At 69.2% G+C, this 22,102-nt stretch carries 20 protein-coding genes; 11 read left to right on the top strand and 9 right to left on the bottom strand.

What is annotated here, in order from left to right:
* The first annotated feature begins 47 nt into the window (after positions 1 to 47).
* On the top strand, positions 48 to 344 hold the full coding sequence (locus tag ACO2SS_RS20800; protein WP_423279727.1) for a DUF1127 domain-containing protein: 297 nt from the start codon (positions 48 to 50) through the stop codon (positions 342 to 344).
* A gap of 72 nt (positions 345 to 416) precedes the next feature.
* Here ACO2SS_RS20800 and ACO2SS_RS20805 read toward each other — a convergent pair whose 3' ends face one another.
* The gene (locus tag ACO2SS_RS20805; RefSeq protein ID WP_423279728.1) at positions 417 to 1,727 is read right to left on the bottom strand and encodes a hypothetical protein; all 1,311 of its coding nucleotides are present in this window, start codon (positions 1,725 to 1,727) and stop codon (positions 417 to 419) included.
* Positions 1,728 to 1,974: 247 nt separating this feature from the next.
* On the opposite strand from ACO2SS_RS20805, the gene ACO2SS_RS20810 reads away from it, so the two are divergent.
* Both ACO2SS_RS20810 and ACO2SS_RS20815 read left to right on the top strand, forming a co-directional pair.
* The gene (locus ACO2SS_RS20810; RefSeq protein WP_423279729.1) at positions 1,975 to 2,511 is read left to right on the top strand and encodes a GNAT family N-acetyltransferase; all 537 of its coding nucleotides are present in this window, start codon (positions 1,975 to 1,977) and stop codon (positions 2,509 to 2,511) included.
* Positions 2,512 to 2,777: 266 nt separating this feature from the next.
* Positions 2,778 to 3,203: a hypothetical protein gene (locus ACO2SS_RS20815; protein ID WP_423279730.1), complete on the top strand. Its 426-nt coding sequence runs from the start codon at positions 2,778 to 2,780 to the stop codon at positions 3,201 to 3,203.
* Between the two features lie 59 nt (positions 3,204 to 3,262).
* Here ACO2SS_RS20815 and ACO2SS_RS20820 read toward each other — a convergent pair whose 3' ends face one another.
* Entirely contained in the window at positions 3,263 to 4,045 is a 783-nt protein-coding gene (locus ACO2SS_RS20820) for an SDR family oxidoreductase (RefSeq protein ID WP_423279731.1), read from the bottom strand.
* The gene (locus ACO2SS_RS20825; RefSeq protein WP_423279732.1) at positions 4,045 to 4,368 is read right to left on the bottom strand and encodes a nuclear transport factor 2 family protein; all 324 of its coding nucleotides are present in this window, start codon (positions 4,366 to 4,368) and stop codon (positions 4,045 to 4,047) included. Before ACO2SS_RS20825 ends, ACO2SS_RS20820 begins: the two co-directional genes overlap by 1 nt.
* A gap of 57 nt (positions 4,369 to 4,425) precedes the next feature.
* Here ACO2SS_RS20825 and ACO2SS_RS20830 point away from each other — a divergent pair, with 57 nt between their 5' ends.
* Positions 4,426 to 4,842, top strand: a complete 417-nt coding sequence (locus ACO2SS_RS20830) for a winged helix-turn-helix transcriptional regulator (RefSeq protein WP_423279733.1) — start codon at positions 4,426 to 4,428, stop codon at positions 4,840 to 4,842.
* A gap of 99 nt (positions 4,843 to 4,941) precedes the next feature.
* On the opposite strand, the gene ACO2SS_RS20835 is transcribed toward ACO2SS_RS20830, so the two are convergent.
* Positions 4,942 to 5,730, bottom strand: a complete 789-nt coding sequence (locus ACO2SS_RS20835) for an alpha/beta fold hydrolase (RefSeq protein ID WP_423279734.1) — start codon at positions 5,728 to 5,730, stop codon at positions 4,942 to 4,944.
* 163 nt (positions 5,731 to 5,893) lie between these two features.
* On the opposite strand from ACO2SS_RS20835, the gene ACO2SS_RS20840 reads away from it, so the two are divergent.
* From ACO2SS_RS20840 to ACO2SS_RS20850, 3 genes are all read left to right on the top strand, one after another.
* A complete protein-coding gene (locus ACO2SS_RS20840; RefSeq protein ID WP_423279735.1) occupies positions 5,894 to 6,364 on the top strand; it encodes a MarR family winged helix-turn-helix transcriptional regulator in 471 nt (156 codons plus the stop codon).
* Between the two features lie 164 nt (positions 6,365 to 6,528).
* Positions 6,529 to 7,563, top strand: coding sequence for an SDR family oxidoreductase (locus ACO2SS_RS20845; protein ID WP_423279736.1), 1,035 nt, complete (start codon positions 6,529 to 6,531; stop codon positions 7,561 to 7,563).
* A gap of 153 nt (positions 7,564 to 7,716) precedes the next feature.
* Positions 7,717 to 10,104, top strand: coding sequence for a bifunctional diguanylate cyclase/phosphodiesterase (locus ACO2SS_RS20850; protein ID WP_423279737.1), 2,388 nt, complete (start codon positions 7,717 to 7,719; stop codon positions 10,102 to 10,104).
* Between the two features lie 12 nt (positions 10,105 to 10,116).
* Here ACO2SS_RS20850 and ACO2SS_RS20855 read toward each other — a convergent pair whose 3' ends face one another.
* Positions 10,117 to 13,533, bottom strand: a complete 3,417-nt coding sequence (locus ACO2SS_RS20855; protein WP_423279738.1) for an acyl-[ACP]--phospholipid O-acyltransferase — start codon at positions 13,531 to 13,533, stop codon at positions 10,117 to 10,119.
* Between the two features lie 165 nt (positions 13,534 to 13,698).
* On the opposite strand from ACO2SS_RS20855, the gene ACO2SS_RS20860 reads away from it, so the two are divergent.
* On the top strand, positions 13,699 to 14,343 hold the full coding sequence (locus tag ACO2SS_RS20860; protein WP_423279739.1) for a TetR/AcrR family transcriptional regulator: 645 nt from the start codon (positions 13,699 to 13,701) through the stop codon (positions 14,341 to 14,343).
* A 70-nt stretch (positions 14,344 to 14,413) separates the two neighbouring features.
* Here ACO2SS_RS20860 and ACO2SS_RS20865 read toward each other — a convergent pair whose 3' ends face one another.
* Genes ACO2SS_RS20865 through ACO2SS_RS20880 form a run of 4 tightly spaced genes read right to left on the bottom strand, consistent with a single transcriptional unit; the run spans position 14,414 to position 19,069 of the window.
* A complete protein-coding gene (locus ACO2SS_RS20865; protein WP_423279740.1) occupies positions 14,414 to 15,337 on the bottom strand; it encodes a hydroxymethylglutaryl-CoA lyase in 924 nt (307 codons plus the stop codon).
* A 17-nt stretch (positions 15,338 to 15,354) separates the two neighbouring features.
* Positions 15,355 to 16,605, bottom strand: a complete 1,251-nt coding sequence (locus tag ACO2SS_RS20870; RefSeq protein ID WP_423279741.1) for a CaiB/BaiF CoA transferase family protein — start codon at positions 16,603 to 16,605, stop codon at positions 15,355 to 15,357.
* A gap of 40 nt (positions 16,606 to 16,645) precedes the next feature.
* Positions 16,646 to 17,071 (bottom strand): GlcG/HbpS family heme-binding protein, encoded by a 426-nt coding sequence (locus tag ACO2SS_RS20875; protein ID WP_423279742.1) that lies wholly within the window; start codon positions 17,069 to 17,071, stop codon positions 16,646 to 16,648.
* A 30-nt stretch (positions 17,072 to 17,101) separates the two neighbouring features.
* A complete protein-coding gene (locus tag ACO2SS_RS20880) occupies positions 17,102 to 19,069 on the bottom strand; it encodes an FAD-dependent oxidoreductase (protein WP_423279743.1) in 1,968 nt (655 codons plus the stop codon).
* Positions 19,070 to 19,209: 140 nt separating this feature from the next.
* Here ACO2SS_RS20880 and prpR point away from each other — a divergent pair, with 140 nt between their 5' ends.
* The 3 genes from prpR to ACO2SS_RS20895 form a co-directional block, all read left to right on the top strand.
* The gene (gene prpR / locus ACO2SS_RS20885) at positions 19,210 to 21,186 is read left to right on the top strand and encodes a propionate catabolism operon regulatory protein PrpR (protein WP_423279744.1); all 1,977 of its coding nucleotides are present in this window, start codon (positions 19,210 to 19,212) and stop codon (positions 21,184 to 21,186) included.
* 167 nt (positions 21,187 to 21,353) lie between these two features.
* Positions 21,354 to 21,806 carry a tripartite tricarboxylate transporter TctB family protein gene (locus tag ACO2SS_RS20890; protein ID WP_423279745.1) on the top strand — a complete coding sequence of 151 codons (453 nt, stop codon included), beginning with the start codon at positions 21,354 to 21,356 and terminating at the stop codon, positions 21,804 to 21,806.
* 2 nt (positions 21,807 to 21,808) lie between these two features.
* Positions 21,809 to 22,102, top strand: a 294-nt coding sequence (locus ACO2SS_RS20895; RefSeq protein ID WP_423279746.1) for a tripartite tricarboxylate transporter permease, incomplete at its 3' end; no start/stop codon positions are given.

Raw genomic sequence — 22,102 nt, forward strand, 5'->3', positions numbered from 1 at the left:
GGCTTCCCCGTTGCGTAGCCGGCGCTCCTCAGGGCGGCGGCACGCGCATGAGGACGATCACCATGAATATCCACACGCCGCAATCGTTCTATGCCGTCTACGGCGCCGGCGCATACCGGCCGTATGCCCCGGCCGAGTGGAGCGAGACGGGACTGGGCGCCATCGCCCGGCTGTGGCGCGCCTGGCGCATGCGCAGGATAGCCCGTCGGGCGACGCTCGAACTCCTCGGGCTGGACGACCGCCTGCTGAAGGACATCGGAGTGCAGCGTTCGCAAATCGGCTACGCCGTCCTGCACGGGCGCGGGGAGCCGGGCGAGGGGCGGCCGTTCTGGTCGCCGTCGTAGCGCGATCCGGCACGCGAGCCGCTGCGCAGAAGGCGCCCGGGCGAGGATTGCCTCGTCCGGGCCTTTCTCATTTCAGGCGACCGCCACGGTCTCGGCGATGCGGGCGAGGTGCTGGGCCTCGACGAGCGAGCGATGCGCGTCGCTGTCGTGCATCGCCCGCCGGAACAGGTCGGCCTTCCGACGCAACTGCTCTTCGAGGTCGGCGGGACGCTCCCCGCGGGCGTCGGGGTAGCCGAGGTCCGGAAGGGCCGCGAGGCGCCAAGCTGGCTCGATCAGCGCCTGTGCGCCCACGAAGAATTCCGCGACGATCTCGTCGAGAGTGACGGACGTCCAAACGTGGTTGCGCAGCAGCTCGTGCAGCAGCCTGGCTTCGAGGGCCGCGACGCTCATTCCCTGTCCATAGACCGGGTTGAAGCGGCAGATGCTGTCCCCGATCGGCACGAGGCCGGCCGGAAGGCGGCCCGACACGCCGAAATGGCGCCATACGCTCTCCGGGAAGCGGAACTGTGCGATCTCGCCGATCGGGCGGCCCATCCGGAGCGCCGAGGCGATTGTCGAGGTGGCGAGCAACTCCGCCTGCGCCAGGAATTCAGGCAGGCTCGCGGGAGGCTGCTCGTCGCCGCGTCCCACGAGGAGCACCTGCCAGCGATCCCCGCCGATGCGTGTCATGTAGCCGGTGCGGCTGCTCGCCGGAGCTCGCGGCTGGGTGACCAGCGCCGTGAAATCGAGCTCGGCGGAAGGCGGGATCATGAAGGTCGCGGTCGAATAGCCGAGATCGATTCCGATCCTCGTCTCGCGCGGGGGCTGGAGGGCTTTCTGCGCGATGCAGGTCATGGTGGGGAAGGCCCGCCCGGACGCGTCCAGCACGAGGTCGGCCTCGACCGTATCGACCTCGCCGCCCTCGTTCTCGACGCAGACGCCGACCGCCTTCGCGCCGCCCGGCGTGGTCAGGATTTCCAGAGCGCGTGTCTTGCGGCGGAAGGTGACGTTGTCCAGGGCCGCGACCCTTCGGGCCAGCACCTGTTCGAGGATCGGCCGGGTCGTCGCGACGCCCATGATGCCGAATTCCCGCTTCGGCAGCGAGCCGATGTCCGGAAGCTCGCATCGCGCGTCGTATCCGGCATCGAAGGGCAACGCGCCCGCCCGATGAAGATCGTCCTCGAAGCCCGGGAAGAGATCGGCAAGGGCCGCGAGCCCTCCGCCCATGAGAAGGTGCGGCTGTCGCCCCTGCGGGACGCCCGGGCGCGGCCGCTCAGAGGGGGGCGTCCTGTCCCGCTCCAGGATGACGACTTCCCCGACGAAATCCGCGACGGCCCGCGCTGCGGCGAGCCCCGCTATGCCGGCTCCGATGACGACGGCCTGCCGGCCAATGAGACGCTTCATCACTACTCTCCTTGAGCTGCGTGATGAGCTGTCGTTATCTATCGCTACAGTAGGTGTATTGCGCCAATCTGCTCGTTCCTGTCATCTGTAATGCTTGTCAGCTCTGGAAGTAGATGGGTGCTCTGTACGTTCGTGCAGGGTTGTCGTTACGCCTGAAATCGTGAGGCCATGAGCGCGAAACAGGCCCGTCCGATCCTCCTATCTGCCGCGGTCGAAAGACCGGCGGCCGGTTCGGAGGCTCTGATCCATGGCCGATTTCACCGAGGGGAAGCCGGGCGCGGGCGTTGCGGAACTGCGGGATGGGGTTCGGATCCTCATCCGTCCGCTGCTCCCGGCCGACGCCGGCGCGTTCCAGGGGTTCGTGCGCAGCCTCTCCGCAATTTCACGGCGGAACCGCTATCATGGAGCGTTCAGCGAACTCCCGGCGGGACTTCTCGCCCAGCTCACCTGCGTGGATCAGCTGACCCATCTCGCGCTGATTGCCGAAACGCTGGATGGCCAGAATGGCATCATCGGCGAGGCGCGCTACGCCCGGAAGGGTTTCGACGATGCGGAGCTCGGCATGGCGGTGGCGGATCGCTGGCAGCGCCACGGCCTTGGCCGCCTGCTGCTCGGCAGACTCGAGACGACAGCGCGCCAGGCTGGGCTCGCCAGCCTGTTCGGCGATGTGCTCGCCACCAATGACGTGATGCAATCCTTCGCCCGCCGCTCCGGTTTCAGGCATGATCTCGAATCCGGCGAACCGGGATGCTTTCGCCTGCACAAATCCCTTCGTCCAAGCTGACCCGCCCGCGTTTCATTCCAAATCAGTCGGGTCCTCTTCAAAATTCCCGAGACATCGCCGCGCCGGATGCTCTCTCCGCTTCCGAGCGAGAGAACATAATGTCGAAGTTCACTAATCCACGTCGTTGTACTTCATCGGATCTGCGACGCCGCGAGCTCCGGCCGAGCAGGCGGTATCTCGAAGGCCCGCGGTCGCCGCGCTCGCGCAGGGCGGGCGCCGTCGAGCGGGACGATCCAGGGACGGCTCGGCACGGCCCCCTCCGCCGGGTGTTGTCATGGCTGGCGGAAGGCTTCGCCTCGGCAGCCGTGGCGGCTCATCCGACGCTCGCCTGTTTGCCGTCGGAGGAGCCCGAACGGGATCGCACCCGGAAAGGCGAGGGGGCGCGGCTGATCGGCCTCCCCGGCCTCGCGGCAGTCGGGCTGCTGTCCGCGCTGGCCCCGCTTGAGGCGGCCGCCGAGGTGCGGGATCCCGCCTATCGCCATTCGGGAACGCATGCGGGTGGGCCCGCGAACGCCTTGCCGCGAGGCTACGAGGCAGCCCGCGGACGGGCGGAGCGAATCCGCTCGGATCGGCCCGCGAGCCTGCTGGGGACGCCGGAAGGTCCCCTGCCGGGGATCCGCTGGTCGACGCCGAACGAATGGGGAAATCTCGGCGGCCCGAACACCGGCGGCAGCTCGGGCGGTAGTCCCTGAACGTCCGCGGATTGCAGGCGCCTCCGCCACGGATGCGCCTGCCTGCCTTCCGCGGGCCGTCAGACGGTCGGCACGGTGCCGCCGTCGATGACGTATTCCGTGCCCGTGATGGCGGCCGCCCGCGGCGACACCAGGAACGCCACGAGGTCGGCGACCTCGTGCGGTCTGGCGGGACGGCCCAGCGGAATGCCGCCGAGGCTCTTCATGATGATGCTCTTGCCGCCCTCGTAGTCGGTGCCAGCCTCCTCCGCCAGGCGCTCCGCTAGCCGCACGGCCGCCTCCGTCTCCGCCCAGCCCGGCGAGACCCGGAGGACCCGCACTCCCTTCTGCGTGACCTCCTTCGACAGGGCCTTGCTGTATGTCGCGAGCGCAGCCTTCGCGGCCGCATAGGCGGTGGTGGATTCCGGCAGCGGCAGCTCGTGCTGGATCGACGTGACATGGACGACGATGCCCGACCCGCGCTCCGCCATCCCGGGCACGATCGCCCTGTCGAGGCGCACGGCCGGCATCAGGTTGAGGTTGATCTCAGCCATCCAGCTCTCGTCGTCGAGCGCCGCGAAGCCGCCGCCGGGCGCGCTGGAGCCGCCGAGCACGTGGACCAGGATGTCCACCCCTCCGAGGATTTCGGTGGCAAAGGCGGCGAGATCGGCGCAGCCCTTCGCGGTGGTCAGCTCCGCCGGCAGGAAGTGGACCCCGTCGGGGATGCGCTCCGGCCGGGACCGGGCGCTCGTGACGACGCGCGCGCCCGCCGCCAGCAGCGAAGCGACGACCGCCTGGCCGATCCCTTTCGTGCCCGCCGTGACGACGGCGCGGCGGCCCGCCAGATCGATCCAGCCGCTCATCACGCGATCTCCAGGGCGCTGATCCGCCCGTCGCGGAGCGTGAAGCGGTGCTCGAGCGTGAGCGGGCTTCCGGGGAAGGAGCCCGAAACCTCCGTCGGGACGACCACGCGGCCGTCCCGCTCCTCCGCGCGGAGCGGGCGGGCCGTGAACGGCGTGCGGGTCATCGTGTCGACGCGCCATGCGCGGATCGCCGCCAACCCGCGATGCGTCTTGGCCTCGTCCTCGACGATGGCGTCCGTGGCGAAGATGGCGGCGAGCGTCTCGACATCGGCGGCCGTGTCCGACGCGAAGTAGGCGGCTACGGGCCCCGGCAGATCAGGCATCGGCTCATGTCCCTGCGATCGTTGCGAATGCGGGGGGGTTCGTCCTTACTGGAAGTCATGACAAGAACAGACGAAAAAGTTCGGTACTTACCCGAAGGTAAGCCCATCGCTCACACGCCTTTCTCGGCCGCGTCCGGGGTCGAAGAGGTCATCCGGATGCTCGAAGGGCGCTGGAAGCTCGTCATCCTGTTCCACCTGTTCGGTGGAAAGGTCCTTCGCTTCTCCGATCTCGAACGAGCGATCCCCGCGATCTCGCAGAAGATGCTGATCCAGCAGCTCCGGCAGCTGGAGCGCGACGGGATCGTGACGCGGATCGTGCATCATCAGGTCCCGCCGAAGGTCGAATATCGCCTCACCGACTGGGGCCAGTCGCTGTGCCCGGCCCTGGATGCGCTTCTGCAATGGGCCGAGACACGGCCTCCCGCCGAGGCGGGGCATGCGTCCGGAGCCGCGGATGGTGCGTTCCAGACATAAGCGCGAGACCAGGCGGGATCCAACTCCGTTCGCCCGGCCGGACAGGCGGAGCCCATGCTCCGCCCGCGAACCGTGCCGGACTGGGGCAGGGGCATTCGCTCAGCGCGATGCCCGGCCCGTGCCTTGGGCCGCCCGGTCGATGATTTCGGCGACCGCCTTGGGCTTGGTCAGGAAGACGACATGGCTGCCGGCGACCTCTTCCGTGACGGCGCCGATCCGGCGCGCGGCCTGGCGCAGCAGCCTCGGGTCGATCGCCGCATCCTCTGTGGCGACCACGGCCCAGCTCGGCTTGGTGCGCCACGCGGCCTGGGTGAGCTTGGCGGTCAGCGCGGCGATCGCGATCGGGACCTGGGAGTCCCGGAGGAAGGCCGCGTCGGCATCGCTCGTGTCCCCGGCGAAGCCGCTCTTGAACTTCGGCCCGTTCACGAAGGCGAACCCGTCCGACTGCTCCTCGATCACGAAGGTCTTCGGCAGCGGGAACTCGGCGTATTGGTCGAAGGTGGACTCGCCGGCATCGGGGGCGTGAGCCGCCACATAGACGAGGCCGGTCACCTTGGGGTCGGTCCCTGCCTCGGTGATCACCGAGCCGCCATAGGAGTGCCCGACCAGGATCGTCGGCCCGTCCTGCCGGTTGAGCACGCGCCGGGTGGCGGCCACGTCGTCCGCGAACGAGGTCAGCGGGTTCTGGACGACACTGACCCGGTACCCTCTCGCGGTCAGCTCGTCATAGACGCCGCGCCAGCCCGAACCGTCCGCAAAGGCGCCGTGCACCAGGACGACGTTCTTCGCCGGCTGCGCCGGGGCGCCGGCCGGGCCCGGCTGGGCGTGGGCAGTACCGGCGACGCCGGCTGCGAGAGCGGCGGCCGCGATGACATTCCGAATCCTCATGATCATGGATCCTTTAAAAGCGTGAGCGGTGCGGTATCGCTACTTCAATAAATAATATCGCGATATCTTTCTTAGTGAGCCCGCCCCAACGTGTCAAGCGAGATCCTTATCGCGACATTTATGTTTGCGGAGGACGGGTTATATGCAGCCCGGAGTGCAAGCCATGACAGACGAACCGAACCGCCCTCCCGACCTGGAGGACCAGCTCTGCTATTCGATCTACTCTGCAGAAATCGCGATCCAGCGCGCATACAAGCCTTGGCTGGACTCGCTCGGGCTGACCTATCCGCAGTACCTCGTGCTGAACGTCCTATGGGGAAAGGACGGGCAGAGCGTCGGCAGGATCGCCGAGCAGCTGGCGCTCGAATCGAGCACCGTCACGCCTTTGCTCAAGCGGCTCGAGGCCGCCGATCTGGTCCGCCGGGCCCGAAACCCTGAAAACGAGCGGCAGGTGATCGTCGCGTTGACCGATCGGGGGCGCGCGCTGCAATCCAGGGCCGGCTGTCTCGGCGACGCCCTGCTGAGGGCCTCCGGCCAATCGGCAGAGGAACTCGGAGAGCTGAACCAGCTCGTGAAGCGCCTCCGCGACGCAATCTACAGCAGCATCGGGGGCTGGAGCCTGGCACGCTCCTGATGCCGGCGGGCGGCTGCGGGCCTGCCTCGTTCGCGTCCCGACGAGCGGCGCCGCCACGGGACTTCGGCCCACCCATGCCCGCTCGGTCCCGCCGGGCGTCCGACCGGTCCTGAACCTTCCGCCTCTCTCGCGCGTCAAGTTACCGAACGGGAGACCGCAGACGGATGCAGAGGGACGGATCGGGCGTGGTCATGGTGACGGGCGCCTCCGCGGGAATCGGGCGCGCCGTGGCGACGGCTTTCGGCGAGATGGGCTGGTCCGTGGGGCTCCTGGCGCGCGGGCGGGATCGCCTGGAGAGCGCGGCCCGGGAGGTCGAGCGCGCGGGCGGGCGGGCGCTCGTGCTGCAGGCCGATGTCGCCAATCCCGACGACGTGGAGGAGGCGGCGGACCGCCTCGTTGCCGCCTTCGGCGGGCTCGACATGTGGGTCAACAACGCGATGGCGACGATCTACGCGCCCGTGGTCGAGCTCACCCCCGCCGAGATCCGGCGGGTCACGGACGTCACCTATCTCGGCCAGGTGCATGGGACGCTCGCCGCCCTGCGCCTGATGCGGCCGGCGGATCGCGGGACCATCGTGCAGGTGGGTTCCGCTCTCGCCTACCGGTCGATTCCGCTGCAATCGGCCTATTGCGCGGCCAAGGCTGCGGTTCGCGGCTTCACGGACTCGCTGCGCAGCGAACTCCTGCACGAGAAGAGCGGCATCCGGCTCACGATGGTGCAGCTGCCGGCCGTCGACACGCCGCAATTCGACTGGGCCCGAAGCCGCCTGCCGCGCGCCCTGCAGCCCGTCCCGCCGATCCATGAACCGCACGGCATCGCGCAGGAGATCGTCCGGGCCGCCATCGAGGCGCCGCGCGAGCTCTGGATCGGCAAGCCGGCCATCGAGGCGATCCTGGGAACGATGGTCGCGCCCTCCCTGATGGACCGCATGATGGCGCGCCGGGCCTGGCCCGGGCAGATGACGGAGGAGCCGGCGAAACCCCGGCCCGACAACCTCTTCGACGCACCTCCTGGCGATCCGGGGGCAGCCGGCCGCTTCGGCGCGCACGCGACGGCCCGCGGGGTGTCCGAGACCGCGGTGAGGGCAGGCCTCGGGCTCGCCTGCACGGTCGCTCTCGCCGGAGTTTCGGCACTGGCCTTCCGCCTCGGACAGAGGCGGTCGAAAGCGCTCCTTCGCCTGGGACGGGACCGTCACTGACGACTACGAGCTCGGCCGCGGCTTGGACCCGGACGACTTTCCGGGAATCCCTGCACGCGCTGTTAAGCAAGCCCGAGGGCGGGGAGGCGGCGTTAAGATCGCCTTCGTTCCTTGCGCCCTCTTTATGGCCGGCTCTTCCAGTCGGAACCGCGCATGTTCACCGTCATCGGCTGCCTCAGGGACGCGCACGACCCGTGGCTTGTCGGGCTCGCAGCTTCCATCTGTGCGCTCTCTGCAATCACGACCATCCAACTCCTCCGGCATGCCCGGAAGAGCGGCAGCCTGCGCGGGCGTGCACTCTGGATCGCCATCGGCGCCCTGTCGGGCGGGTCCGGCATCTGGGCGACGCATTTCATCGCCATGCTGGCCTTCGAGCCGGGCCTGCCGAGCGGTTACAATCTCCCGCTGACGATCCTTTCGCTGGTCTATGCCGTCACGCTCACGGGCGCCGGGCTCAGCATCGCCCTTACGCGCGGCCTGCCCGGCGCGGCCCCGATCGGCGGCGTGGTGCTGGGCGCAGGCATCGCGGCCATGCACTACACGGGGATGGCCGCCTACGAGGTCAGCGGCCAGATCTCGTGGGATCCGATCCTCGTCGCGGTGTCGCTTCTTCTGGGCGCCAGCCTTGGTGCGGGGGCCCTCGCGCTCTCATCGACGGGAAGCGCGCCGCGATCTCACCTCGTGGCGGCGCTCCTGCTGGTCCTCGCCATCTGCAGCCATCACTTCACCGCGATGGGCGCGGTCACGATCGTGCCGGACGGGTCCGTGGAGATCTCCGCCGCGGCCGTTCCGCCGCGCTGGCTGGCCGCGGTCGTCGCGCTTGCGAGCTTCGCCATCCTGCTGCTCGCCTGCGCGGCCGTCGCCCTCGACATCCGCGACCGCCGGCATGCCTCAAGAGAGCAGGACCGGCTGCGCAGTCTCGCCAACGCGGCCGTCGAGGGCCTTCTGGTCTGCACGGGGGACACGATCGTCAGCGCCAATGACAGCTTCGCGAAGCTGGTCGGCACCACGTCGTCCGACCTCATCGGAGCCTCGCTCTCGAACTTCCTCGCGGACGGCCCGACGCGCCTGTCGCTCGCGGCCAATCCGGACCAGGCCTTCGAAACGGAGCTCCGGGAGACCGGCGGTGCGAGGATCCCCGTCGAGGTGATCTTCCACCCCGTCTCGTACGGCGCCCAGCCGCATTACGCCGTAGCGGTCCGGGATCTCCGCGCCCGGCGACGGGCCGAAGGGCAGATCCGGTATCTGGCCCATCACGACCCGCTCACCGGCCTCGCAAACCGGGCCAGCTTCCACCGGCACCTCGATCAGGAGATCAAGCGCGCGAAGCTGGCGGGCACCAAGATCGCGGTGCTCTGCCTCGACCTCGACCGTTTCAAGGAGGTCAACGACCTGTTCGGGCACGCGGCGGGCGACAACATGCTCGTCCATGTCGCCAAGCTCGTGACTTCGGCGCTCGACGAGCCCAACCTTCTCGCCAGGCTCGGCGGCGACGAGTTCGCCATCATCGCGGAATGCGACCACGCCGTGTCCGCCGGGCGGCTCGCCGAGCGCATCCTCGAGGAGCTGCGGCGCGCGAACGCCGAAAGCTCCGGTCCGCTCGCCGCCATGAGCATCGGCATCGCCCTTTTCCCCGACGACGCCGGCGACCGGGAGGTGCTGCTCAGCTACGCCGACACCGCTCTCTACCGGGCAAAGGCCGAGGGCCGGGGCACATACCGCTTCTTCGAGCAGAAGATGGGCGCCGAGGTGCGCGAGCGCCGCCTGATCGAGCACGACCTCCGGCACGCGGTCGCCCGCAGCGAGATGCGGGTGGTGTTCCAGCCCCAGACCGACGTCAGCACGGGCGAGGTGGTCGGGTTCGAGGCGCTGCTTCGCTGGCACCATCCCGAGCGCGGATCGGTGTCCCCGGGGATCTTCATCCCCATCGCGGAAGAGAGCGGGTCGATCCTGCAGATCGGCGAATGGGTCCTTCGGCAGACCTGCCGCGAGGCGGCGAGCTGGCCGAGGCCCCTGTCCGTCGCGGTGAACGTCTCCGCCGTCCAGATCCACAGCCCCCAATTCGTGCAGACCGTGCACGAGATCCTCTACGAGACCGGGCTCAAGCCGGCCCGCCTCGAGATCGAGATCACGGAAACCGCCCTGATCCGGGACCCCAGCAGGGCGCAGGCGACCTTGCGCCAGCTGAAGGCCCTCGGCGTGCGCATCGCCATGGACGATTTCGGGACCGGCTACTCGTCGCTCTCGAACCTGCGCGCCTACCCGTTCGACAAGATCAAGATCGACGGCTCGTTCATCCGCGCCGTCGATACGAACGAGCAGACGGCCGCGATCGTGCGCTCGGTGCTCGGTCTTGGCCGCGGGCTCGGCCTGCCCGTCCTGGCCGAAGGCGTTGAGACCGACGGCGAGCTCAGGTTCCTGGCTGCCGAGAACTGCACCGCGGCGCAGGGCTACCTGATGGGCCGTCCCTCGCCGATCGAGACGTTCAGGGTCCACACGCATGGCGGCGGGGAGCCGCCGGACGAGCGCGCCGCCGCCTGATCTCAGCCCTCCTCACGCGGCGGCACGATCAGCCTCCCCGTCCATGGAGCTGGCGAGGCCGGCATAGTCGGTCTTGCCGGTTCCGAGCACCGGGATCGTGCGGCCGGCGAGAACCTCGCGCGGCAGCATGATCTCCGGCACGCCCTCCTCGGAGGCGACGCGCTGGAGGGTGGCGCGCGACAGGTCGGGGTCCTCGCTCAGGAGCACCACCGCCTCGCCCTTGCGGGCGTCCGGACGGGCGATCGCCGCGTGGCGAAAGCCCGGGGATGCGCGGGCAGCGAGGTCCTCCACGGCGCCGAGAGACACCATCTCGCCCGCGATCTTGGCGAAGCGTTTGGCGCGCCCCTTGATGGCGAGGAAGCCTTCCTCGTCGATCGCCACGATGTCGCCCGTGTCGTACCAGCCATCCTCGACGGGCTCGAGCTCGCCCGGCGCGGCGTCGCGGTAATAGCCGGCCATCACGTTCGGCCCGCGCACCACGAGCCGCCCGCCCTCGGGAATGCCCTGCACCGGCTCCAGCCGATGCTCGATGCCCGGCATGAGCCGGCCGACAGTGCCCGCCTTGAAGTGCATGGGCGTGTTGAAGGCGATGACCGGCGCGGTCTCGGTCGCGCCGTAGCCTTCCAGGATGCGCACCCCGAACCGCTCCGACCACGTCCGGCGCGTCTCGTCCGACACGCGCTCGGCGCCCGCGCCGACGATGCGGACGGAGTGGAAGTCGTAGGGGTTCGCCATCCGGGCATAGCCGCGCAGGAAGGTGTCCGTGGCGAAGAACACGGTCGCGTTGGTCTGGTAGATGAGCTCCGGCACGATCCGGTAATGGAGCGGCGAGGGGTACAGGAAGGTCTTGATCCCGGCGAAGACGGGCAGGAGCGTCCCGACCGTCAGGCCGAAGGAGTGGAACATCGGCAGCGCGTTGAAGACGATGTCGCGCGTGTTGAAGGCTATGCGGGCGCCGACCTGATGCCGGTTCGCATGCAGGTTCCGGTGGGTCAGGACGACGCCCTTCGGCGTGCCTTCCGAGCCTGACGTGAACAGGACGACCGCGGGCGCATCCGGGTCGCGGCGACGCGCGAAGGACCGCGGCGCAAAGGACTTGGCGAGGCCGGCGAGCTTGTCGAAGGTGCCGATGACCTCGCGCACATCCTCCAGGTAGACGATCCGCACCGATTTCGAGAGCTCGTCGGCGACCGCCTGGAGCTTGCCCTTCTCGATGAAGCGGCGGGAGGAGAGCACGGTCTCGACGCGCGCGATCCGGCAGGCCGCCGCCATGCCGGCGGCGCCCGCCGAGACGTTCAGCATCGCGGGCACGCGGCCGGTCGCCTGGAGGGCGAAGAAGGTGACGGCCGCGCCGACCGAGTTCGGCAGCATGATCCCGACCGTCTCGCCCGGCTGTGCCTCGCGCCGCAGCTTCGCGCCGAGCACGAAGGCGCCGGTCAGGAGACGGCCATAGGTGAGCGGGGCGAAGTCGATGTCCTCGAGGATGGCGTGCCCCCGCCCGTGGAGCGAGGCGGCATCCGCGAGGGCGGCGAACAGCGTCCGGTCGATGGCGGAGGTGACGAACATCATCTCCGACATCACGTCGTAGAGCCGCTGGCCCGCCGCCTTGCGCCGCGCGCGGCCTTTGAGCTCGGGCGGGACGGGGAGCCGTCGCGGCGGCAGGATCGTCATCGTCACCTTCGGCAGCGCGCGCCGGGCGACCCGGCCGGCGAGCCGCGTGAAGGCCGTATGCTGCAGGCCGTCGAGCCGCACGGGGATGATGTCCGCGCCGCTGCGGTCGGCCACGAGGCCGGGCCCGTCATAGACCTTCATCAGCGACCCGGTGACCGTGAGGCGACCCTCGGGGAAGATGACGAGCGTGCGGCCCTTCTCGACCTCGCGGGTGAGGGTCTTCAGGGCCATCGGGTTGGCCGGGTCCACGGCGGCGAAATCGACCAGTGACAGCAGCGGCTTCACCCACCAGCGCTTCGCGATCAGCGTGTCCACGGCAAAGACGGGATCGCCCGGCGTGAAGGCCGCGATGACGAGCCCGTCCAGGAAGGAGCTGTGGTTGGCCACGATGACGCGGCGCTCACCCGCAAGGGCCAGGTTTTCCTCGCCGCGGACCTCGACGTCGTAGAGCGCCGACAGGATCGCGCGCGTCACCGTCTTCAGCACCAGGCGGGAGAGGAGGCGCAGCATGATGAAGGCGGCGACGAGGTTCAGGGCCGCGAGAACGAGGGCCAGGGCCGGAACCGTGAGGCCGAGCCCGGAGGACAGGATCGCCGTCACGACCGCGCCCGCCACCATCATCAGCGAGTTGACGATGTTGTTCGCCCCGATCGTGCGCGCCTTGGCGTCTTCCGGGGCGGCATGCTGCAGGATCGCGAAGAGCGGCACCGCATAGAAGCCCGCGACCGTCGCCAGCCCGAACAGGATGGCGCCGATCAGCAGCGCGCCGGGCGTCGCGAATACCGCGCCGACGGACTGGCCCATGGCGGCGGGAGCCGGGAGGGCGGCCGCGGCGGCCGCGAAGACGGCGAGGCCGATCGATAGCGCGAGCGCCGCGAAGGGCACCGGGCGGGGGGTGATCTCGCCCTTGAGCCGCTTCGCGCAGAGCAGCGATCCGGCCGCGATCCCGACCGAGAAGATGGCGAGGAGGCAGCTCGCGACGGCCTCGCTGCCCCCGAGGTAATCCCGGGCGAGCGGGGGCACGAAGGACAGGAGCGTCGCGCCGATCACCCAGAACCAGGAGATACCCAGGATGGAGAGCCAAACGGTGCGGTTTCCGCGCGCCTCCCGCAGGACGGCGAGCGTCCCGGTCCCGTGCGGCGCCGCCTCGGCCGGGAGCGCAGGCGGGATGAAGCGCGAGGCGAGATAGCCGGCGGCCGCGAAGACCAGGAGCGCCCCCGACACGATCCCCGCGCCGCCTTCCGAGCCGATGAGGGATCCGCCGAGGATGCTGCCGAGGAGGATCGCCACGAAGGTCGCGCTCTCGACGAGTGCGTTGCCGGAGACGAGTTCCTCCGGCTGCAGATGGGCTGGCAGGAGCGCGTATTTCACCGGTCCGAACAGGGCGGCCTGGCAGCCGAGCAGGAACAGGACCGCGAAGAGCGGCATGAGATGGCCGCTGAGCAGCGCGCCGGCCGCCAGGACCATCAGGACGATCTCGAGGAGCTTCAGGCGGCGGGCGAGGACCGCCTTGTCCATGCTGTCCGCGAGCGTCCCCGCGAAGGCCGACAGGAAGATGAAGGGCGCCACGAAGGTCGCGCCCGCGAGCGCCGTGAGCGATGCCGGGTCCAGGCCGGACGCGGCGCCCGCCTGGAACGCGACCAGGAGCGCCATGGCCTGCTTGAAGAGGTTGTCGTTGAAGCCGCCCAGCGCCTGCGTCCAGAACAGCGGGGCAAAGCGGCGGGTGCGAAGAAGGTGAGCCGGAGCGCTCTGGTCCATGGCGGCCTCAATGTCCCCCTGGCGTCCTGCCTGTCGGAAACCTGACCCGCGGTGTGAGAAACCTGGGCCCGATCATCCCGGCCGGACGGCCCCGATCGGCGGATGTTATTTGAACATCGTTCATGAAAGGCCTAGAACGGGGTGCCGGCCCGCGCAAGAGGAAAAATGAACGTCGTTCAAAAAAAAGCACGAGGGCGCCCGCGGAAGGATTCGACGCAGAGAAACGCCGACCGTGCCGTCCTGGTCGCGGCTGCTGCGGAAATTCTGCGTGAGGGTGGGTCGCCAGCGTTCAGCGCGAGGGCCGTCGCAGAGCGAGCCGGGAGCGCCGTCGGCTCCGTCTACACGCAGTTCGAGAGCCTGGAGGCGCTGCGTCTCGAAGCCAATGCCGTGACCATGCGCGAGCTGCGCCGCACGCTGGCCGAGGCGCTGCCGGGCTGCGCTAGCGACGCCATGGAGGATCGGCTCCTCTGCCTTGCGGAAGCCTATCTCCGGTTCGCAGCCGACAACCACAATGCCTGGGCGGCGCTGTTCGAGCCGAGCACGATGACGGCGCCTCCCGAGATCGCCGCCGACATCTCGGCCCTGTTCGCGATCCTGGAGAGCGTGCTGAGGGAAGGGGGCGTCGAGGGCGAGGCCGAGATTTCCGTCATGGCGCGGACGCTTTGGTCGAGCGTCCACGGCATGGTCTATCTCGGCGAGACCGGCGGGCTGGGGCCGATCGGTTCGGAGGACGTCCGGCCGATGATCCACGCCCTCGTCCACGCGGTCGTGAGGGGCTTGTCCGCCGCGGCGGAGGCTTTGCCGCGATGATGCGGGATCCCGCTCCGGGGAGCGGGATCCGTGAGTGGCGGGCCGGCCGATCCTCTGGCCGGCCGCGGGGTCAGGCGGCCTGGAGCGCCGGCGGGAACAGGCTCACATGCGCGGTCTGCGCGGGCAGGCGGCGGCTCATCTGCTCCTCGAGCCAGAGCGTCGTGGCCCGGAGCCCCTCGAAGGAGGCACCGGACGCGACGCCCGTGCGGTCGAGCATGTAGACGAGATCCTCGGTGCCGATATTGCCGGTCGCCTCCGGCGCGAAGGGGCAGCCGCCGATCCCGCCGAGGCTGGCATCCAGCGCCGAGACGCCGGCCCGCAGGGCCGCGTCGGCATTGGCGTAGCCGGTGTTGCGCGTGTTGTGGAAATGCGCGCGCAGCTTCATGCCGGGAAGGGCCTCCCGGACGGCCGTGAAGCGCGTCTCGACGTCGTAGGGCGTCCCGACCCCGATCGTGTCGGCCAGCGACAGCTCGTCGGTTCCGATCTCCGCGATGCTGCGCGCGAGCTCCACCACCCGCTCGACCGGCACCTCGCCCTCGAAGGGGCAGCCGAAGGCCGCCGCGATCGTGACCGAGCGGAAGAGGCCCGCCGCCTTCGCGCGCGGCCCGATGGCTCGCCAGGTGTCCAGGTTCTGCTGGACCGTGGTCCCCTGGTTGCGCTGGCTGAAGGTCTCGCTGGCGACCGCCGCGAAGGTGATTTCGGCGAAGGCCCCCGTGGCGAGCGCCCGATCGAAGCCGCGCTCGTTCAGGACGAGGCCGGAGAGGCTGACCCCGGGGAGGCCCGCGACCCCCCGCATCACGTCCTCCGCGTCCGCCATCTGCGGCACGCGCTTGGGATGAACGAAGCTCGTCGCCTCGATGCGGCGCAGGCCGTTCTCGGCCAGCCTGCGGATCAGCTCGATCTTGATCTCGGTCGGAAGGAGCTGGCGATCGTTCTGGAGCCCGTCGCGCGGGCCCACCTCGACGATCTCAACCTGTTTCGGTCGCGCCTGCATTGCGGTGTCCTTCGTCATCATGCCGCCTTGCGCTGGCCCTGCCCGATCACGCCGGTCCGGGCAAGCTCGGCCATCCGGTCGGCCGTCATGCCCAGGAGACCGCCGAACACCTCGTCATTATGCTCGCCGAGATCCGGGCCGGCCCGCTTCACCTCGCCGGGAGTCATCGAGAGCCGCGGCGCGACGTTCTGCATCTTCAGCATTCCGAGCCGGGGATGGGCCACCTGGACGATGGTCTCGCGCGCCTTGAAATGCGCATCTTCCAGCATCTCGGGGGCGCGATAAATGTCGCCGCGCGGCACGCCGTGGCTGTCCAGCAGGGCTCCGAGCTCCTCGCGCTCGAAGCCGGCCGTCCATTCCGCGATCATGGCGTCGAGCTCGGCCTGGCGCTGGCCTCGCGCCGTGTGCGTGGCATAGCGCGGGTCCTCGGCCAGCTCCGGCCGGCCCATCGCGGCCGCGAGGCGCTTGAACACCGTATCCTGGTTGGCGGCGATCAGGACGAAGACGCCGCTCTTCGTCGGGTAGACGTTGGAGGGCGAGATGTTCGGCAGGATGGAGCCGGTGCGCTCACGGATGTAGCCGGTCTTGTCGTACTCGGTGACGAGGTTCTCCATCACGGCGAGGACCGCCTCGTAGATGGCGCTGTCGACGATCTGGCCATGGCCGGTGCGGTCACGCGCGTGCAGGGCCATGAGGCCGCCGAGGCAGGCGAAGGTCGCCGCCAGCGTGTCGCCGATCGAGATGCCGGTGCGGGACGGCGGGTTCGACGGGTCGCCCACCACATAGCGCAGCCCGCCCATCGCCTCGCCGATCGCCCCGTAGCCGGCATTCTTCGAATAGGGACCAGTCTGCCCGTAGCCGGAGACGCGGATCATGATCAGGCGCGGATTGATGGCCGACAGCGCCTCGTAGCCGAGGCCCCACTTCTCCATCGTGCCGGGGCGGAAATTCTCGATCAGGATGTCCGAGCGCCGCACGAGGTCGCGGATGACGTCCTGCCCCTCGGGCACGCGGGCATTGATCTCGATCGACTTCTTGTTGCGGGCGATGACGGGCCACCAGAGCGACTGCCCATGCGGCTTCTCGCGACCCCATTCGCGCATCGGATCGCCGGCGCCGGGCTGCTCGATCTTGATCACCTCGGCCCCGAAATCGGCAAGGAGCTGGCCGCAGAAGGGGCCGGCGAGGAGTTGTCCCATCTCCAGCACGCGCAGGTCGGAGAGGGGGCCGCCCTGGACGGGCTTTGGGGAGGTGGTGGCGTCGCTCATTCGTGTCTCTCTGTTCTTGTTGGTTACAGGGCGCGATCGTTCAGGTGATGTCGGCTTCGACGGCGGAGAGTGCCGCGCGGGCAACCTCCATGTCTTCCGAATAATGCCCGCCGCTGACCCCGATCGCGCCGATCATCTCGTCGTCGATGCGGATCGGATAGCCGCCACCGAAGATCGTGAGTCGTGGCGTGTGGGTTATTCCGTGCAGAAGCGGTGGGTCATTCTTCACGAAGTCCCACCAGACGTGAGTCGCGATGCCGAAGGCACTTGCCGTATAGGCCTTGTCCTGCGCGATTCCAATCGACAGGTGCGCGGCACCGTCCATGGCGAGGAAAGCCTTGAGCTGACCGGCCTCGTTCGTGATCGCGATGCACATCTTCTTCTTGAGTTCTTCGGACTTGGCGACCGCCGCCTTGATCATGCGTTTGGCGGTTTTCTCGTCGATGGTGTGCTTCACGATCGGCATTACGTCGTCTCCTCCTTCGGCCATGGCCGATCAAACCTTCCGGGCGATGCTGTGCGCCTCGACGAGCGCCACCGGCAGGCGCCGTGGCGCATAGGCATCCCCGACCAGGAAGGTCCGATCGAAACCGGCTGCCTTCAGCTCGCGATGAAGCCCGTTGCGGGCCCGCTGGTAGCCCGTCCAGATCACGGCGCTGGTGTGCGGCAGGACGACCTCGCGGCCCGTGAGATAGTGCTTGAGCACCGCCGCGCCGTTCTCGACCCGGTCGACGAACATGGAGGTCCTCTGCTCGGCGCCCGCCTCGTCGAGCGCCTTGAGGGTCGCGATGCGGGACACCATCGGGAGCTCGCGGAAATTCTCGAAGAACCGCGACGTGACCGTGAACGACAGGCCGTAGCTGCGCGCGAGGGCGGCGGCGGCCTCGGCGATGGAGGAGGCCCAGAAGTATCCGTCCTCGTCCATGAGGACGAGGTTCCGTCCAAGGGACGGGACGCGCTTCAGGTCGTCGGGCCCGGTGGCGGCGATCACCGGGACGGAGCCGTCTCCGGGGAGCGTCGGCGCAAGCGCCTCGGCACCCGCCGCAATGATAATCGCGTCCGGGGCGTCCTCCTGGATCCGGGCGAGGGTCGCCTCCTGCCCCAGGCGGATCTCGACGCCTTTCCGGCCGGCCTCTGGGATGAGGAAATCGATCACGTGGCGCAGTTCGGCGTTGTTCGGCAGCCGATGCGACCAGGCGACCTTGCCGCCGAGGACGTGGGATTTCTCGTAGAGCGTCACGCGATGGCCGCGCTCGGCCGCGACCCGGGCCGCCTCCAACCCGGCGGGCCCGCCGCCGACGACGACGATCCGGGTCGGCGGCGCCGGGGAGTGGTGGCGGAAGGCATGCTCCCGCCCTGCGACCGGATTGGTGGCGCAGCCGATCGGCTCGCCGGACGAGATCCAGTCCCAGCACTGGTTGCAGGCGATGCAGCGCCGGATCTCGGCCGTGCGCCCCGTCTGCGCCTTGGTCGGCCATTCCGGGTCGACGATGAGCGCGCGGCACAAGCCGACCATGTCGCCATCGCCGGACGCGATGATGTCCTCCGCCTGGTCCGGCATCTGGACGCGGGTGCTCTGGACGACGACGGCATCGCCCACGGCCGCCTTGATGCGGCGCTGGATGTCCCGGTAGCTCTCCTGCGGCCAGTGGCGATCGGGCAGGTGCGTCTCGATCGTGTTGAAGTTGCCCTGGCTCAGCGAGATGTAGTCGACCAGCCCCTCCGATACGAAGAGCTGCGCGATTTCGCAGGCGTCGTCGATCGTGATGCCGCCCGGCGTGAATTCCTCCACGCCCATCCGGTAGCCGATGACCGAGTTCGGCCCGAGCCGCCTGCGGACGAGCTGAAGGATCTCGCGCGGGAAGCGCAGCCGGTTCTCGAGCGAGCCGCCATAGCGGTCCGTCCGCGTGTTCGAGAAGGGCGACACGAACTGCCCGATGAGGTGGCCCTGCGCGCCGTGGATCTCGACGCCGTCCGCATCGGCGTCGCGGGCGTTCACGGCGGCGCTCGCGAACCACTCCACCATCTCCTCGACCTCCTTGGTCGAGAGGGCGTGCGGGGTTCCGCCGCTGCGCGGGCAGGCGATCTCGGAAGGCGCCAGGAGCGTACCGACGCGCCGGCCGAGATGCTGCCGCCCGCCGTGGTTCAGCTGGACGACGAAGAGCGATCCGGCCTCGTGCAGCGCATCCGATATCCTGCGCAGGCCGGGGATGACGCCGCGGTCGAAGAGCGGGATCGCGTTCGGCACCACGGCTTCGAGCGGATGCAGCCGGACCGCCTCGCTCACGATCGTGCCGGCGCCGCCCTGCGCAACGGTCCTGTAGAAGGCGAGCATCCGGCCGCGCACCCTGTGGCGCTCGGCAAGATTCGAGGTCGTTGCCACGCGCATCACGCGGTTCTTGGCAACCTTCGGTCCGAGCCCGATGGGCGAGAACAGGTGCGGATATGTTTCAGTGTACGCCACGCCGGGCTCACGGCAATGCGCGTGCCACACGCGGTGCTGCGTAAGTCTTTGTTTTTGCTTCGAGTTGACGGAGTGCCTGTCGGGCGTGCTACGTTTCAGGGCGGCGCGTGAGACGCCGTTGAAACGCGGGGGACAAGCTGGTGCAAGGGCGGATGGCGGAAGCGGACGGCCGGATCAGGCTCTGCTTCCTGAGTTATCGCCATCTCAGCCGTCTCGCCCGATCGGTGATCGAGGAATACGAGGACCGGGCCGAGATCGAGGTCATCGACGAGTCCTTCGAGGCCGCGCTGGCGATCGCCCGGGCGCGGGAGCGCAGCGGCAGCATCGACGCCTTCATCAGCGCCGGCGCCAATGCCAGCTTCCTGCGCGGCTCGCTCGCGACGCCGGTCGCCGTCATCAAGGTCACCGGCTACGACACGCTGCTCGCGATGCTGAAGGCGCGCGAGATCACGAAGCGGGTCGCCGTCGTCAATTACCGCCAGACCGTGCCCGAACTCGACCAGGTGCGCGACCTGCTGCGGATCGAGGTCGCCCAGAAAGCCTATCGCACGCCCGGCGAGGCGCAGGAGGCGGTGCGCGAACTCGCGGCGCAGGGCTATCCGGTCGTGATCGGGTCGAGCATCGTCTGCGAGAGCGCCGAACGGGAGGGGCTGGCCTCCATCCTGTCCTATTCGCTCTCGTCCGTCCGCCAGGGCATCGACGACGCGCTCGAACTCGGGCGTGTCGCGCGCCTCGAGGCGGCCCGCTACGCGCAGCTCAACGGGGTGCTCCAGAGCCTGGACGAGGCGGTGCTGGCCGTGGACCGGCACCATCGCATTGTCGCTCTGAACACCCCGATGGAGCGCCTGCTGGGTGGCAGCCGGCCGGAACTTCTGGGCGAGCGCCTCGACAGCTACGATCAGGAATTGTCGCTTCTCGACACGCTCGAAAGCGGCCAGCCCGAACGCGGGCGGGTCATCCGCGTCGCGCGCCGCGACTGGATCCTCGGGCGAACGCCGATCAGGGAGCGCGGCCAGATCACGGGCGCGGTCCTCACCCTGCACGATGCCCGATCCATCCGCGAGGCGGATACGAGCCTCAGGACGCAGAAGCGGCGGGAGAAGTCCCCGACCGCCCGCTACAGCTTCGCCGACCTCAAGGGCAGCTCGCCTGCGCTCCTGCGTGCGCGGGACACGGCCCGGCGCTTCGCCGCGACCGACATCACGGTCCTCCTCTCGGGCGAGAGCGGCACCGGCAAGGAACTCTTCGCCCAGGCGATCCACAGCGCGAGCCGGCGGGCCGACCGGCCCTTCGTGGCCGTCAATTGCTCTGCCTTCCCGGAGACGCTGCTCGAGAGCGAGCTCTTCGGCTACGAGGAGGGCGCCTTCTCCGGGTCGCGCCGCGGCGGCAAGCCGGGCCTCTTCGAGGCCGCCCATACCGGCACGCTGTTCCTGGACGAGATCGGCGACATGGCGCCCGCGCTCCAGACCCGGCTGCTGCGGGCGCTGCAGGAGCGCGAGGTCGTCCGGCTCGGCGGCGTCGCGCCGATCCCCGTCGACGTCCGCATCATCGCGGCGACGCACCAGCCGCTCGACATCCTCATCCAGGAGCGGCGGTTCCGGTCGGACCTCTACTATCGCATCAACATCCTGCGGCTGCAGATCCCGCCTCTGCGAGAGCGGGCGGAGGACGTGGAGGAACTCGCCAGGACCTTCCTGGTCCGATGCCTGCGGCGGCTCGGATCGGAGCTCGACGAGGGCGCATTCGCTGCGCTCCTCCCGCGCTTCCTCGCCTATGGCTGGCCCGGCAATGTCCGGGAACTCGAGAACATGTGCGAGCGCCTGGCGGTGCTGCTGGCCGGCGGCGGCGACGGGGAGATCGCGGCCTTCTCGCCGGAGGTCCTGGCCCAGGACTGCCCGGAACTCTTCGCGCCGGCCGAGAGGGACCACCAGATCGCGCATGCGGGGGATTGGCGTGAGCGCCTCGACCAGGTTCTCGCCGAGACCGGTGGGCATCGTCAGGAGACGGCCCGTCGCCTCGGGATCAGCCGGGCCACGCTCTGGCGGCATCTGCAGGCTATGGGTCGGGACGGGACCGAGTCTGAAACGTTTCACGAGACGGGTCTGGTTGCGCCGTGAAACAGGCGTGAGGAGCTGGGCCGGCGGCGGCCGGCCTGGAATTGTCTCGTTCTTACAATGACATAGGGGGTGAGGGCGAGATTCCGGGCCGTGGCACGGCGATTGCGCTCACCGGGGCGGATGCGAGTATCCGCCGAGAGCAAGACGCTCCGGCCAGGGAGGAATGGTTGAGGCAGCTCGACCTCTTGTTCAACGCCGTATGGCTGCTGGTCGGAGTCGCGGTCTGCGCGACATCGCTCAGCCTCGGCGTGCTCGGCCCCTCCGGTCCGGATTCCGGTTTCTTCCCGCTCCTCGCCGGGCTCGCCATGGCGGTCGGAGCCTCGCTCCTCCTCGCCACCCGCGCCCACGCTCATTCTGATTTCGAGCCGTTCTTCCCCGAGCCGACTTCGCTGCGGCGCGTTCTGTTCGTGCTCGCCACGATGGTCGCCATGGTGGCGGCGCTCCCGTGGGTCGGCTTCAACCTCTCCGGCATCCTGGGAATGCCGCTGCTCATCAGGACGGTCGGCCGGCCGAGCTGGATCTTCTCCGTCCTGTTCGGCCTAGTCTCGACGCTGGTCGTCTTCTACGTGTTCAACACCCTGCTCGGGATGACGCTCCCGCGCGGGCCATTCGGGTTCTAGCGGTGGAAGCTGTCTCGGGCCTCGCGAACGGCTTTGCCCAGGTCCTCACCGGGACCAACCTCTATTATTGTTTCATCGGCAGCCTCGTCGGCACGCTCATCGGCGTCCTGCCTGGCATCGGCCCGCTCGCGGCCATGTCGCTGCTTCTGCCCGCGACCGCGGCCCTGACCCCGGTCGCCGCCATGTCGATGCTCGCGGCGCTCTTCTACGGCGCCATGTATGGCGGCTCGACGACCTCCATTCTCGTGCGGATCCCCGGGGAAGCGGCCTCGGTGGTCACCTGCCTCGACGGCTAC

Origin of the sequence: Enterovirga sp. CN4-39, assembly GCF_049446235.1 — a bacterium.
GTDB lineage: Bacteria > Pseudomonadota > Alphaproteobacteria > Rhizobiales > Beijerinckiaceae > Enterovirga.